This window comes from Clostridioides sp. ES-S-0190-01 (genome assembly GCF_020658275.1).
GTDB lineage: Bacteria > Bacillota > Clostridia > Peptostreptococcales > Peptostreptococcaceae > Clostridioides.
In genome coordinates, this window is the sequence record NZ_JACVWA010000012.1 from 169686 (window position 1) to 184519 (window position 14834).

Sequence of the window (14834 nt, forward strand, 5' to 3'; positions counted from 1 at the left end):
CAATATTTTAACTTTTTTCTTTAATATTTAAAATGTATGCTTTCCAAGCATTTTCAATAAAAACTGCAAGTTTTATTTCTTTTTTATTTCTAAATTTATTATATTTTTTCTCTTTTAGATATATTTTAAACATATTTTGTATTATACTATGTATGTAGCTATCTATATATTATACATAAACATGCTTTATTTGTAATATAATCTGTTAAAAAATCTTCTTTAATATTTTTTAAAGGAGTTTATTTTAGCTTATTTTATAAAAATAGCTACTTATATAGATAAATTAAGGAGGAACACAAGTCATGGGAAACGTATTAGAAGGATTAAAGCCAGAAAATGTTTTTAAAAACTTTGAGAAAATATCTCAAATTCCTAGAGGTTCTGGAAACGAGAAAGGCATAAGTGATTATTTACTTAGCTTTGGTAAAAATTTAGGGCTTGAAACTATCCAGGATGAAAGTTTAAACATAATAATAAGAAAGCCTGCTACAAAAGGATATGAAAATTGTCCAGGAGTAGTTCTTCAAGGACATATGGATATGGTTTGTGAAAAAGAAAAGAATGTTGAACATGATTTTCTTAAAGACCCTATAAAATTAAGAATTAATGGTGATATGATATACGCTACTGGAACTACTCTTGGAGCTGACAATGGTATCGCTGTTGCTATGGGTATGGCTATATTAGAAGATAATACTTTAGAGCATCCAGCATTAGAAGTTTTAGTTACTGTTAATGAAGAAGATGGTATGAATGGTGCTGATGCATTAGACCCAAGCTTAATCAAAGGTCAATATATCCTAAACATGGACTCCGAGGAAGAAGGATATCTATTAGTTAGTTGTGCTGGTGGTAAAACTTGTGTTGTTAGTCTACCTGTTGAGTACAAAGAAGTTGGAGCTGACAAGCAAGCTTTATTAGTTGAAGTTACTGGATTATTAGGTGGACATTCTGGTATGGAAATTGTTTTACAAAGAGCAAATGCTAACAAAGCAATAGCTAGAGTATTAAGCGTACTAGATGTTGATTACGAATTAGTTTCAGTTGATGGTGGTACTAAGCATAATGCTATACCTCGTGAAGCTAAATGTATAATAGCTGTTGATAAAGCTGATGTTGAATCTGCTAAAAAACAAATAAATGATATTTTAACTGCATTTAAACATGAGTTTACTACTTCTGACCCTGATATGGCTTATTCAGTAGTTGAAACTTCTGCAACTAAAGCTCTTACTAAAGACTGCAAAGAAAAAGTTATTCAAATGTCAAGCTTAACTCCTCATGGTGTTCAATCTGTAAGTCTTGATATAGAAGGATTAGTTGAAAGTTCTACTAACTTTGCTATAATTGAAACTAAAGAATCAACTATTGAATTCTTAACTTCTGTTAGAAGTTCTGTTATGTCTATTAGAGATGAGATAGCTGATAGAATAAGACTTTTAGCTCAAGCTTTAGGTGCTGACTATGGTCTTACATCTCAATATCCAGCTTGGGAATTTAAAAAAGGTTCTAAATTAGAAAAAATATGTAGTGAAACTTATGAGAAATTAACTGGTAAAGTTCCTACTGTTATGGCTCTACATGCTGGTCTTGAGTGTGGATTATTACTTGATAAACTTCCTCATGCTGAAGCTATCTCTATAGGACCAGATATGTTTGATGTTCATACTCCAAAAGAACACGTTAGTATACCTTCTATTGCTAATGTTTGGGATTATGTTATTGAAATATTAAAATCTATGAACCAATATTAAGACTAAGTTTTAAGAAGCAGATTTTAATTCTAAGTAAATCCATATAAAATTAACCTGTAAATTAATACTAATGTTAGCATCAAGTTTAATTTTAGTATTAATTCATAGAAATAAAGCCTAATGATGATAATAACATACGTCATTGGGCTTTATTATTTTTACTTTAAAAAGATTTATTAGATACTTTTTATTTAAAAATTTATTATATTTTTATACTGAATCTTATATAAATTAATACATCTCTTTTATGTACAATTATACAAAACTCGTTCAATTGTATCTTATTTACAATTTTTATAGTAAATCTTACTAAAAATTATACTCCTACTATTTTAAATTTATTTCTTCCTTGCTTCTTAGAATCATAAAGAGCATCATCTGCCATTTGATATAATTCGTCATATTTCTGTCCATATTTTGTTATTACTACACCCATACTTATAGATATGCTTTTTCCACTTGGCAGTTTTATGAGGTGAATTTGTTTATATACTTCATTACATTTATTGACAAGTTCTTCCTTATTTATTATATCTTTAATATAGATACTAAACTCGTCTCCACCCAATCGACCAACAATATCATTTTTTTCAAAACTTCTAGCAAGTACTTTTGCAACATCAATTAATATTTTATCTCCAATTAAATGCCCATAAGTATCATTAATAGACTTAAAATAATCAATATCTAAAATTAACAAAGCTCCATTTTTGTTAGGAGATAAATTAGATAAACTTTCTGTAGTTAACTTTCTAATATATGCTGAATTAAGAATATTTGTTAAGCCATCTTTTTGAACCTTATCCAGTAACTTATCTTTTTCCTCTTTTTCAGAATCAATATTAGATATTTTTCCAATTACATACACTGGTACACTTTTTTCATTATAAATTATTTTTGAAGTAATTCTAATCCAGTGACAACTACCATCAGCGCATATAGAATACATTTCAGTCGTCCCATTCTCCTGTGACTTGATTACATCAAAAAACTTTTTATTATGTTCTATTTCAATCTCACTCATAGCACTCTTACTTATACCATAATAAGTACTAATTCCTTTCCCTTTCATAGAAACTATCAATTTATCTCGTTTATAATCATATTCAAAAAAGTATTCACTTGCCATTTCATAAACTTCAGCATGCTTTTTAAGTTCCAAAGATATTTTCTGATTCATACTTTTACGTGTATGCAGGCTCCATGCCATACCTCCAATAATGCAAAGTAATAAACTAGCAACTATTAAAATAGTTTCAATTGGATTTTGTTGCATAATATAAAGTAGTGAAAAGTCTTGTCTATATGTAGTGTTTTGATAGATAATTGATTGCATCTTTTCTGATGGAATGCTTATAATAGCTTTATTAAATATACCCAATAATTCCTGCTTACTTGGTTTAACTATTCCAAAGCAAATACTCTGTGATTCATAAGTCTGTGGAACTAAACGTACGTTTTTGTACTTAGGTTGATTAATATAGTACTGTATAGAATATCCTTCTCCATAAGTATAATCTGCAAACCCTTTGTTAACAGCTTCTATACACTCTTCCAAAGTATCATACCATATGACATCCCCATTAAAATAATTATCATAACCAGTCCCTTTAGGTAGAGCTAGACGTTTTCCATCTAAACTATTTTCATTTAATTTGTTATTAATCATCATAATATATTGGGTGGAAACAAATGGTCGAGACATAGTCACATTGTGTTTACGAGAATCTTCATAATCATAAATCATTCCTGCTACAATATCAATTTCATGATTTTTAGTCATTTTATCCAAATCTTTTTGTGACTTTACAGGCACCAGTTCAAACTTCAATCTAGTTTTATCAGATATGTGATTTAATAAATCTATTGATATACCCTTTAATTCTCCTGTTTTTTTATCTATGTTTTGAAATGGTGGCTTATTTAAAAGTACTCCAACTTTTAATGTATCTATATCTTTAATATATGTAGTTTCATCATCAGACAAAATCATCTTACTATTTTCTGGTGTAAAATATTTTTCATACAAAGCAGTCGAAAAATATGGGTCTGTCTGTTCGATATTATTAATTGCTGAATTGAGTCTTTGAGTTAAGTCTGTACTTCCTTTAGGTGTAATAAAATAGAATGGCTTTGGTGAGAATTTAGCTATAGTACGCACACCTTCCATTGGACTCACACTCACATTAAGCAGTGCATCTGCTTCACCAACCTTTAGTGCTTGTAATTGTTCTTCTTGTGACTTACAATATACCAATTTAGGTGATATTAAATTCATCTTGCAATATTCATTTAATTCTTTAAGCCTAGTATTAGAATTCTCTATTACAGCAATACGAATTTCTTTCATAGCTTCTAACCTTATACTATCAATAGCTGTATTTTCATATAATACTTGTAATACTGTATTTACTACTCCATAACTATTACCTGCATAATTATACAATTTTTCCATCTGCTCATTGTATAACATGCTTCCCATTATATCAATCTCACCTTTTTCTAACATTTTCATTAGTTTTGTAAGAACTTCATTTTCATCACCAGATACTTGAACAAATTCATAATTCCATCCAGTATATTGTGCAATTTCTAACAGATATTCGTATGTATATCCAGAGTACTTACCTTGTTTATCTAGTTCAGTTAACCCTTTTTGAATAGGATAAGCAACCCGAATAGTACGATTATCACTACCTAGAGCATTGACATTAAAAGGAAATATGCAAGAAGTGAATATGGATGCAATTACAATAATTAATAAAAGTAATTTTTTTGAATTCACTACACTAATCCTCCATATAATTAAGATTTACAATGCAAATTACTACTTAAACTTTTAGATATGAAAAAGTAGATTAGCATAAAAAAGGATATAAAAATTTACTTAAAAATTTAAATATCCTCACCATATACAATATACCTAGATTATAACTGATTTATTTGATTATTACAACAAATTTACTATATTAAATGTATACATTATCTTGTGCTAATCTTGAGTATATAATACATTCTAAGTTCTATCTTATTTCAAATTTAGCACTATTTCTATTTACAGTTCTCTTATATTTTACACTTGGGTATCCCAATATAAATGAAGTTATAACTGCTTCATTATCATTCATTCCCAATAATTCCTTTAACTTTGGCTCTACATTTGATGCCATAACAAAGAATCCATTGTAGCACATTCCTAATCCTTGAGAATAAGCCATAAGCTCCATATTAGACGCAGCTAATCCACCATCTACATATACACTTCCTCCTAAAGAAGTATCACCAACTACTACCATAAGTAATGGTGCATCATAGAATAGAGAATCATATCCTTCTTCTTTATATCTTTTGTACATTCTCTTAAATGTATTTTTATATATAGAACGTACAGGGTCTTCATCATCAGTATTTAATGCCAAGTTATAAAGCCCTTCTATTGCTAATTCTTTTACTTCTTTTAGTTTTTCTTTTACTAATATGTATCTTATCGGTTGTCTATTTCCACCTGTTGGTGTGTATCTTCCTGCTTCTACTATGTTTTTTATTTTTTCTTCTTCTACCTCTATGTCTTTATAGCTTCTTATACTTCTTCTAAATTTGATAAAGTTTAGTAATTTTTCAGGCTCTAGTTCAAAATTTTCATGATTGAATTCTAATACTTCATTTTTATCAAATCCTTGCATTTCTATTGCATCTGTTGGACATATAGCCATACAATGACCACAATTAATACAGAGAATATTTTTCACCTTTGCTTTATCTTCTTTAACCCTTATTGCATTTACAAGGCAGTCTGACTCACACATACCACATCCTACACATTTGTCTAAATTTATGTCTATCATTCCAGATTATTCCTCCATTTTAAAATTTTTACTCTAGTATAAATCAAATAGTTGTCCTAGTCAATTTTTATTTTTTTAACAATACATAGGCTTTAATTTTTTAATTAATCTAAAAAATTTACACTGTAATCTTTCAATTTACCATTATCATATGTTATCTTTGCACTAAAAATTTTGCCTTTTTTAGCCCAATCTAAAAATAATCTGTCGCCTTCCCACATATTTAAGTCAAATATTTTATCATTATCAACCCAAAGTAACTTGCCTTCTTTACAATTATCTAAATCTTTGTTAGATAAAGTTCCTTCAAATTCATCTGAAAAATACAAAAACATATACCAATCTTCTTCATCTTTAAATTTTGGAAAAGTTATCAATCCTTTATATGTTAATGACTTAAGAGTAAGACCTGTTTCTTCTTTAACTTCTCTGACTATACATTCTTCTGGTGTTTCTCCCTGCTCAAATTTTCCACCAACACCTACATACTTACCTTCATGTACATCATCTTTCTTCTTATTTCTATACAACATTAAAGTCTTACTATCTTTTTCTATATAACAAATAGTCGTAAGTTTCATATACTTCGCCTTACTTTCTCTTTTCTATTTTTCATTTACTTATTTTATATATTTAAGTTTATTACTATAATTACTGATGCAAAGAATCACTATAATTACTCATTGCAGTCAATTATTAACAAGTTGACCTTAAGTTTATATTAATTATAGTCATTTATTTAAACTAATTATTTGTCAATTCACATTTTTAAATTTATTGTTATTTTCCTTATTTACTCATTTTCATTGTTTTCAAGTACATCACTAATATTTTTCATTGCATTAAGAGAAAGCTCTGCAAATTCATCAAATGGAATCCCTATATCTTCTATACTTCTCATTGCATCTCTATTTACATTTGAAGCAAATCTTGTTTCTTTCATTCTTTTAATTACAGATTTTGTCTTTACACTCATAAGTTTTTTATCTGGATAAACTAAAGCTATTGCAGTTATAAATCCAGTTATAGGGTCTGCTGCATATATAGCTTTTTCCATTAAACTAGTTCTTGTAACCCCCATACCATCATGATGACCAAGTATTGCTCTATACATTTCTTCATCACCAAAATTTTCTTTTTTAAGAAGTTCTACAGTTGTTGTTGCATGACCTTCACAGATTTCTCCTGGCTTTCTTCCAACTATATCTGAATCCAAATCATGTAAAAGACCTGCAACCGCCCATTTTTCTTCTTTCTCTGGCTCTAGTCTTTTGGCTAAATCTTTCATAACTGCTTCAACTGCATAACAATGTTTTCTCATTCTATCAGTTTCTAAATACTTAAATAAAATGTCTAAAGCTTCTTCTCTCATTTTCAGTAATCCCCCTGTTTTTTCATAGATATGATATTTTTATATATTAATACACATAAATTCAAGAGTTTTTATATATTTATGTATATTTTTCATGTTATATCTATTCTACACCTTTATAGTAGTGTCCTGCAACTGTTCCAATTTCATCCAATTGCTTATATAAGTTAGTAGCTTTTTCTCCAAGTTTATAATTATTGTTTAAAACCTCAATATGAGCTTCAATAACTTTCTCTACCATTTCACTATTTTCCACTGTAAAATCTATTCTAAATACATCTACTCCAATCTCATCTAATTCATAAAGATTGTCCAACATACAGGTTACCTTTGAATTGTAAATAGTGCTTCTACAGAATATATCTTGTGTTATCCTATAACTTGCATCTGTAAAATCTCTTAGAGCATAACTGCTCTCCTTACATTTAGCTACTCTCTTATCTTTTTTACAATCTCTAACAACAACCCCCATAGGACAGTATTCTGTGACCATCATAGGCGTATATCCATATATCACTGCTTCAATTTCTGCATCTGTATATTTTAATGTTTGTTCAATTTCACTTAAATTTAACTCCTGTGATAAACAAACCGTATTTGCTCCTGTATCCCTAAAGTGATTTATACTTTCACTATTAAAAGTATTCAAATAGCAATCTATATTTAGATTTTTATCTTTAAAATAATCCATAGAACCCCAATTACCAATTTGAATTTTATTTAGCCCTTTTATATTATCTAATACTTCAAACTGTTTGTATTCTCTATTTCTAATAATTCTTGGTGCTGAATAGATTAATCTATCTTCAAAGCTAGATGTTCTTTCACTTGAAACATTTACATCATCTATATTTAATGAAGAATTTACACTATCTATATTTGAACTTAAATTAACTGATTCTTTAGAAATACTTGAAGCTATTTCCAAAGCTTCAAATAGCGTATTTATATCTTCATAATAAATTAAATCTACATTATATTTTAGTACTGCTTCTAATTGCTCTAAATTCTTAACTTTAACTCTAAGTTTAGGAGTTGTATTAAATTCTTTATGTCGATTTATTTTAGCTGGTTTATATTTTAATTTACTTTCCTTAAATCTTCTCTCTTTTATCCTTATTCTTTCCTCATCCAAAAGCTCAATACAATCTCTTCTCATTTGATTTAATATACTTATAGGTATACTTACACCTTCGTCTAAATCAATGTCTATATCTTTTAATTTATAAGGCGTGTTTCCAAGTTTTTGAATCTGTGTTTCGATTTTTTCTTCACTTAAAGCAACTTTTATAGCTTTTTCAGCTACCTTTTCACCCTCTACAACTGCTTTATTACCACAAAAATCACTTATAGAGAGTACTGGCTTTTCACCCAATTTAATACTTACTTTTGCATTTATGTTAGTTTTTATAAGTTCTTTATCTTGCTGAAATGTAGACTGTACTTTGTCCATTAATTCACTGTCTGAAGTCTTGAATATAAGTTGATTTCTCTTTGCTTCCCCAATAAAATCTAATTCGATTAAATCTCCTTTGTGTGCTATTGTAGTTATCTCTCCATCTTTTATAATTCTTCCAATAGTTCCTCCACCTAAGTTGATTCCATCTCCTTTTTTAAGGGTATTCTCTAGTATCACTCTAAGTCTCTTTGTTTTTCTATTATGGTCTAAGACTTTTCCAACATATAGACCTTGATTGTTAGGTCTATCAGAATTCATTATATCCTTACCAACTTCACCTAATATATATCCTTTAGTAAACTTTCTATTGAAGATAGTATACAAATTATTTATTATTTCCTCAGAAATATTTATTTTATTCTCACTTATAAACTCATTAATCGCTTCTCTATATCCTGAAACTACAGTAGCTACATATTCTGGCTTTTTCATTCTTCCTTCAATTTTTAGAGATAATACCCCTGCTTCGATTATTTTGTCTAAATCTTCTATAGTACTTAAATCTCTAGGGCTTAATAAGTAATCTCCATTACTATTTACAACTTCACCTGTATTTATATCTATTAACTCATATTTTTGTCTACATGGTTGTGCACATCTTCCTCTGTTTCCAGACCTGTTTCCTATCATACTGCTCATAAGACATTGACCTGAATAACATACACATAAAGCCCCATGCACAAATACTTCTACATCTACAGTTGTATTTTCACAAATCCATTTTATCTCATCAACATTTAATTCTCTTGCCAAAACTACCCTATCAAATCCTACGCTTTGAAGGTATTTTACATCTTCTAGGGAATGAGCTACCATCTGAGTACTTGCATGTAATTCAAAATCAGGTAGTAATTTTTTTATAAGCCTTGCCATACCTATATCTTGAACTATTAATGCATCAATATCTATATCATATAAAAATTTTACATACTCGACAAAATCTTCTATCTCATACTGTTTTATCAATGTATTTACAGTGACAAATACTTGTACTCCTCTTATATGACAATATTTAACAGCTTCAATCAACTCATTTCTATCAAAGTTATTTGCAGATGCTCTCGCACTAAAGTCTTTTCCACCTAAGTACACAGCATTTGCCCCATTTTGTACTGCTGCTTTCAAGGAATCAAAAGAGCCAACTGGTGCAAGTAATTCTATTTTTTTCATATTTTTCTCCTCTATATATACTTGTTAAACTTAATGTTATCATGTCTATAATTTACACATTTACACTAAATTTATATACTACTTACTATATTTAAAGTATATCAAATAATGACTCTATTGTTTTGTTAATTTAAATTAAAAGAATCATCTTTATTGATAAACATAACTATAAAGACTACTGATAAAATAAGGAAACATATTAATATAGATTTTTCCACAAAAATCTTTGTAAAAACAGTTCCCAAAATAGCTCCCAAAATAAAGAATATAATAATAGCATAATACTGCAAACTCTTCTTTATCATAAAAATATTTTTAGTTTGCACATAATGAAATAGTGTTTCTGTAGCACTTCTTAAATTACCAGTACACATTGTTGTTGCAAATGTGTTGCCATTTACCTTTCTAAAACTCTCAACTTGCATTGAACAAATGAAAGATATAGCAACATTTACAAACATATTAAATTTTCCTTGAGGAATAAAAGAAACAATAAGTATAGTAATCATTTCAATTCCAATGATAACTTGTCGCCAATGAATCTTTCTATTATTATTTTTAAAATGATTTCTTATTTTTTCTGCTATCAACACCCCTAAAATAAAAGCCAAAATAGGAATAAAATAATAAAAAGATTTCCTGACATTACCTTCTGCTATGTTAAGACCAAATAAAACTATATTTCCAGTCTGTGCATTAGCAAATACTTTTCCTCTTACTACATAAGTATAAATATCTAAAAATCCTCCTGTCATTGCCAATAAAGCGCATAAGAAGAATGATTCAGACATCTGGCTCTGTTTTGTCATATATAAACATCTCACTTTCTATTGATAGATACCAAATCAAAATTCTTTTAGATATTATTTTTTATTTTAATATTTTAAAAAAATTTTATATTTACATATTATTTATACACTAGTTATATGTATACATTACATGTTATTTATATTTATTATTTATAAATTAAAAGAAGCTGTCTCAAAAAACAAGAGACAGCAAATCTTTTAATTTATTCCACGTTTTTTACATCATTATTTAACCCTGTACATTTTAGCTGTAAATCATAAGCCTTGTTTTGAAACTCAGAAGCTAAATTTTCAGCTATAGTAGCTCTTTCATTTGATTCTTCAAGCTGAGCAGTTAACTCTTCTATCTTGTTTTTATAAGCATCTAACTCGGCTTTAGAGCCTTCTGTTGTATTACTAAGTTCAAATATTTCTTGCTTTTTATTTTCTATAATCTCAATTAACTCTTTCATTTTAGCTTCAGTTTCACGATTTTCTGCTTCTTTTTCTGCTATTGTAAGTTTTAAAGATTTGATTTCTAATTGAAGTTCTTCGTTGGATGAACCAACCTTCTTACTCAATTCTTCATTAGCTTTAATCAACCTCTCATTTTCATCTGAACATTCAAATAAAAGGTCTGATATATTTAATGCAGTTAATATTGCAGCAACTGATAAGCTTAGCTTCGGGTTTTGACGTGTTATCTTATCCATTTCTTTGTCAACAAAATCAGCAATACTAATCATAAATTTCTCTGACTTGTCTCCAACCATTGGATACTCAGCGCCATGGATTTTTACCATTACTTTGTTCATCCTAACCTCCCCGACATTAGTTGTTAATTTGATCTTAAGTTAGCATTCAATTTTTTGCTTAATTCACTTAATATCTTATCATGCACCTTAGCTACTTCTTCATCTGTTAGAGTTTTATCTTTACTTCTATAAGTTATTGAATATGCAATTGATTTATATCCAGCTTCTATTTGAGAACCTTTGTAAACATCAAATAATTTGTAGCTTTCTACTAATCCTTGACCATTTTCCTTTATTATATCTTCTATTTGTTTTACAAATACATCATCCTTAACAATAAGAGCTATATCTCTAGATGTAGATGGATATTTTGGTAATGGTACATAATTCTTTGTTCTATCAGAATTATCAAATACAAAATCAATATCTATTTCAGCAACATAAACTCTTTGCCCTAGATTGTAGTTTTCTATAACATCTGGATGCAATTCACCTAATGTACCTACATATTTATTATTATACACTATTTTAGCACATCTACCAGGGTGGAAGGTAGTATTATTATCTTGAGATTCAATTTCATAATCTTTAAATCCTACATTTACAAGTACAGTTTCTATAGCTCCCTTTAATGCAAAGAAATCTACATCTTTACCATACATACCTACACACATTCTATTTGCTTCCATAGGAAGTTCTGAATCTTGTGGTGTGAATATATGTCCACACTCAAATGCTGATACTTCTTCTATCTTATGAGATATATTAGTTGATAAAACATCTAACATATTTGGTATTAAAGTAGTTCTCATTACAGAAGTTTCTTCTCCTAATGGGTTCATCAACTTAACAAAGTTTCTCTTTATATTACCTTCTGGTACTCTTATCTTGTCAACTCCCTTAGGGCTTACAAATGAATATGTTAATATTTCATTTAATCCTACAGCAGTTGAATTATTTTTTAGCGCTTCCATGAATTTTTGTTTTGGAGTTTTAACCCCTGCAGTTGTATTTCCTTCTAATTGTACAGAAGGTATATTTTCAAATCCATAAATTCTAGCTATTTCTTCCCATACATCAGCTTCTTGCTCCATATCTGTTCTGAAACTTGGTACATCTACTTCTAGCTTATCATCAGCAATTAAATTGCATTTAAATTCTAATGATTCTAAAATTCCTACAAATTGTTCCATTGGTACATCTACACCTAAAAGATGGTTGATTCTTTGAGGATTTACTACTAATTTTTTAGGTTCTGGTTTATTTGGATATACATCAACAGTTCCTTTTAATACTTTTCCAGCACCTAACATTTCAACAAGTTGTACAGCTCTATTTGCTGCTATTTCTGCAAGATTAGGGTCTAAGGCTTTTTCATTTCTTGAAGATGCTTCTGACCTAATTCCCACTTTTTTAGCTGTCATTCTTATGTTTTCTGGCTTGAAATTGGCACTTTCGAAAAGTACAGTCTTTGTCTTGTCAGTTATTTCTGAGTTTGCACCACCCATTACACCAGCTAGACCAAGTGATTTTTCTCCATTTGTTATAACTAACATATCTTTGTCTAATGTTCTTTCAACATCATCTAGTGTTACAAGCTTTTCTCCATCTTTAGCAGTTCTTACTACTATTCTTCCTGTTTCTACTTGATTTATATCAAAAGCATGAAGTGGTTGACCAAGCTCTAACATTACAAAGTTTGTTATATCAACTATGTTACTTATAGGTCTTACACCTGCTTCTGTAAGTCTTCTTTGCATCCAGTATGGAGAAGGTTCTATTTTTACATCAGTTACCATTCTAGCAACATATCTTCTACATAAATCTGGATTATCTATCTCAACTTTGAAGTCTATTTCCTCGTCACTTTCTTTTACTTCTATTTCAGGATATTTTACTTTTGTTCCTATAGTTGCAGCTGCTTCTCTAGCTATCCCCATCATACATTTGCAGTCAGGTCTGTTTGAAGTTAATTCAAAATCTATTAAAGCATCATTTAATCCTAAAACATCTTTTACATCTTTTTCTAATTCATAAGAGTCTTCGTGGTCTAAAATATATATACCACCTCTTTTGTATTCTTCAATATAATGTTCATCTATACCTAATTCAGCTGCTGAACACATCATACCATCTGATAATTCACCTCTGAAGTCAGTTTGTTTAATTTCAACTCCTCCAGGTAATTTAGAACCATTTACAGCTACTGGAATATAATCTCCTTCTGATATATTTGTAGCTCCTGTAACTATTTGAACAACTTTCTCTCCAACATCTACTTTAGTTACAACTAACTTATCAGCATTTGGATGTTGTTTTATTTCTAAAATCTTTCCAACTAATATATTTTCTACTTCTTCACCATAATAATCTATTGTTTCAACTTTAGTTCCTGTCATTGTCATTTTATCAGCGAACTCTTTTACATCCATGTCTATATCGACATAGTCTCTAAGCCATTTTAAAGATACTAACATCTACACACCCTCCTAATTAAAATTGATTTAAGAATCTCATATCATTTTCGAATAATAATCTAATATCATCTATTTCATATTTAAGCATTGCAAGTCTTTCAACCCCAACTCCAAATGCAAATCCACTGTAAACTTCTGGGTCTATTCCGCAATTTCTAAGTACATTTGGATGAACCATACCTGAACCTAATATTTCTATCCAACCTTCATACTTACACATTGGGCAACCTTTACCACCACATTTGAAACAAGTAACATCAACCTCTGCACTTGGTTCTGTAAATGGGAAGTTATGAGGTCTAAACTTAGTTTTGATATCAGAACCAAACAATTTTTCAACGAAGATATCCATAGTTCCTTTAAATTCTGCCATAGTAACATCTTTTCCAACAACAAGTCCTTCTATTTGATGGAACATTGGTGAATGTGTCGCATCTGGTGAATCAAATCTAAAGCATCTACCTGGTGCTATTACTTTAATTGGTAACTCTTGGCTTCTCATAGATCTTACTTGAACTGGAGACGTTTGAGTTCTAAGTAATACACCATCATTGATATAGAATGTATCACTCATATCTCTTGATGGATGGTCTTTAGGAGCATTTAATGCATCAAAGTTATTTTCAACTGTTTCAACTTCTGGACCTTCTGCTATAGAGAATCCCATTCCTATAAATATATCTGTTACTTCATCTATAATTTGAGTTATTGGATGTTTCTTTCCAACTTTCAATACTTTTCCAGGTTGAGTAACATCTATTACTTCTTCTCTTAACTTTCTTTCTTTTTCAATAGCATTTATTTCTTCTTTTTTGGAATTTATGCTAAGTTCAATATTCTCTCTTACATCATTGGCAACTTTTCCAACTACTGGTCTTTCTTCAGCAGATAATTTACCCATCTCTTTAAGTATGGCAGTTATCTCACCTTTTTTTCCTAAATACTTAACTCTTAAACTTTCTACATTTTCTATGCTTTGTGCCTCTTTTATTTCAGCTAAAGCTGCTTCACGTAAAGCAAGTAATTTTTCTTGCACACATATCACCCTTTCGTTTTTTTGTATAAAAAAAGCCCCTCAATCCCTGTCTAGGGACGAAAGGCTATAGTTTCGCGGTACCACCCTAGTAGTTTAACAATCTAAAAATCATCAAACCACCTCTAACAAACTTAACGCGTTTTTCACGTCAAAGCCTACTATCAAATTTCAGCTTTGT

11 protein-coding genes and 1 other annotated feature (1 of these 12 only partly in view) are annotated in these 14834 nt (G+C 29.4%); of the genes, 1 reads left to right on the plus strand and 10 read right to left on the minus strand.

Annotation, left to right across the window (positions count from 1 at the left end):
- Window positions 1-7: 7 nt before the first annotated feature.
- Window positions 8-133, minus strand: coding sequence for a hypothetical protein (locus IC214_RS20770; protein WP_255613105.1), 126 nt, complete (start codon window positions 131-133; stop codon window positions 8-10).
- Between the two features lie 169 nt (window positions 134-302).
- On the opposite strand from IC214_RS20770, the gene IC214_RS02390 reads away from it, so the two are divergent.
- Window positions 303-1754, plus strand: a complete 1452-nt coding sequence (locus tag IC214_RS02390; protein WP_227824723.1) for an aminoacyl-histidine dipeptidase — start codon at window positions 303-305, stop codon at window positions 1752-1754.
- Window positions 1755-2070: 316 nt separating this feature from the next.
- Here the strand turns inward: IC214_RS02390 and IC214_RS02395 are convergent, their stop codons facing one another.
- The 9 genes from IC214_RS02395 to pheS all read right to left on the minus strand — a co-directional run bounded on the left by IC214_RS02395 (window position 2071) and on the right by pheS (window position 14656).
- Window positions 2071-4539, minus strand: a complete 2469-nt coding sequence (locus tag IC214_RS02395) for a diguanylate cyclase domain-containing protein (RefSeq protein WP_227433463.1) — start codon at window positions 4537-4539, stop codon at window positions 2071-2073.
- A 238-nt stretch (window positions 4540-4777) separates the two neighbouring features.
- Entirely contained in the window at window positions 4778-5599 is an 822-nt protein-coding gene (locus IC214_RS02400; RefSeq protein WP_227824721.1) for a nitroreductase family protein, read from the minus strand.
- A 104-nt stretch (window positions 5600-5703) separates the two neighbouring features.
- Entirely contained in the window at window positions 5704-6180 is a 477-nt protein-coding gene (locus IC214_RS02405; RefSeq protein ID WP_227433465.1) for an NUDIX hydrolase, read from the minus strand.
- A gap of 212 nt (window positions 6181-6392) precedes the next feature.
- Window positions 6393-6971, minus strand: a complete 579-nt coding sequence (locus IC214_RS02410; protein WP_227824720.1) for an HD domain-containing protein — start codon at window positions 6969-6971, stop codon at window positions 6393-6395.
- A gap of 103 nt (window positions 6972-7074) precedes the next feature.
- On the minus strand, window positions 7075-9600 hold the full coding sequence (locus IC214_RS02415) for a U32 family peptidase (RefSeq protein ID WP_227866172.1): 2526 nt from the start codon (window positions 9598-9600) through the stop codon (window positions 7075-7077).
- 125 nt (window positions 9601-9725) lie between these two features.
- Window positions 9726-10409 (minus strand): YoaK family protein, encoded by a 684-nt coding sequence (locus tag IC214_RS02420; RefSeq protein WP_227866173.1) that lies wholly within the window; start codon window positions 10407-10409, stop codon window positions 9726-9728.
- A gap of 203 nt (window positions 10410-10612) precedes the next feature.
- Complete coding sequence (zapA, locus tag IC214_RS02425) at window positions 10613-11203, minus strand: cell division protein ZapA (protein ID WP_227433469.1); 591 nt, start codon at window positions 11201-11203, stop codon at window positions 10613-10615.
- 23 nt (window positions 11204-11226) lie between these two features.
- Window positions 11227-13620 carry a phenylalanine--tRNA ligase subunit beta gene (gene pheT / locus IC214_RS02430; protein WP_227866174.1) on the minus strand — a complete coding sequence of 798 codons (2394 nt, stop codon included), beginning with the start codon at window positions 13618-13620 and terminating at the stop codon, window positions 11227-11229.
- Between the two features lie 16 nt (window positions 13621-13636).
- Window positions 13637-14656: a phenylalanine--tRNA ligase subunit alpha gene (pheS, locus tag IC214_RS02435; protein WP_227433471.1), complete on the minus strand. Its 1020-nt coding sequence runs from the start codon at window positions 14654-14656 to the stop codon at window positions 13637-13639.
- Between the two features lie 49 nt (window positions 14657-14705).
- Window positions 14706-14834 (minus strand) — a binding site (T-box leader); it runs 106 nt beyond the window's last position.

Coding starts and splice junctions, on each gene's coding strand:
- IC214_RS20770 (WP_255613105.1), bottom strand. CDS start 133: ATGTTTAAAATATATCTAAAAGAGAAAAAATATAATAAATTTAGAAAT.
- pheT (WP_227866174.1), bottom strand. CDS start 13,620: ATGTTAGTATCTTTAAAATGGCTTAGAGACTATGTCGATATAGACATG.
- IC214_RS02405 (WP_227433465.1), bottom strand. CDS start 6,180: ATGAAACTTACGACTATTTGTTATATAGAAAAAGATAGTAAGACTTTA.
- IC214_RS02390 (WP_227824723.1), top strand. CDS start 303: ATGGGAAACGTATTAGAAGGATTAAAGCCAGAAAATGTTTTTAAAAAC.
- IC214_RS02410 (WP_227824720.1), bottom strand. CDS start 6,971: ATGAGAGAAGAAGCTTTAGACATTTTATTTAAGTATTTAGAAACTGAT.
- IC214_RS02420 (WP_227866173.1), bottom strand. CDS start 10,409: ATGACAAAACAGAGCCAGATGTCTGAATCATTCTTCTTATGCGCTTTA.
- IC214_RS02400 (WP_227824721.1), bottom strand. CDS start 5,599: ATGATAGACATAAATTTAGACAAATGTGTAGGATGTGGTATGTGTGAG.
- IC214_RS02415 (WP_227866172.1), bottom strand. CDS start 9,600: ATGAAAAAAATAGAATTACTTGCACCAGTTGGCTCTTTTGATTCCTTG.
- zapA (WP_227433469.1), bottom strand. CDS start 11,203: ATGAACAAAGTAATGGTAAAAATCCATGGCGCTGAGTATCCAATGGTT.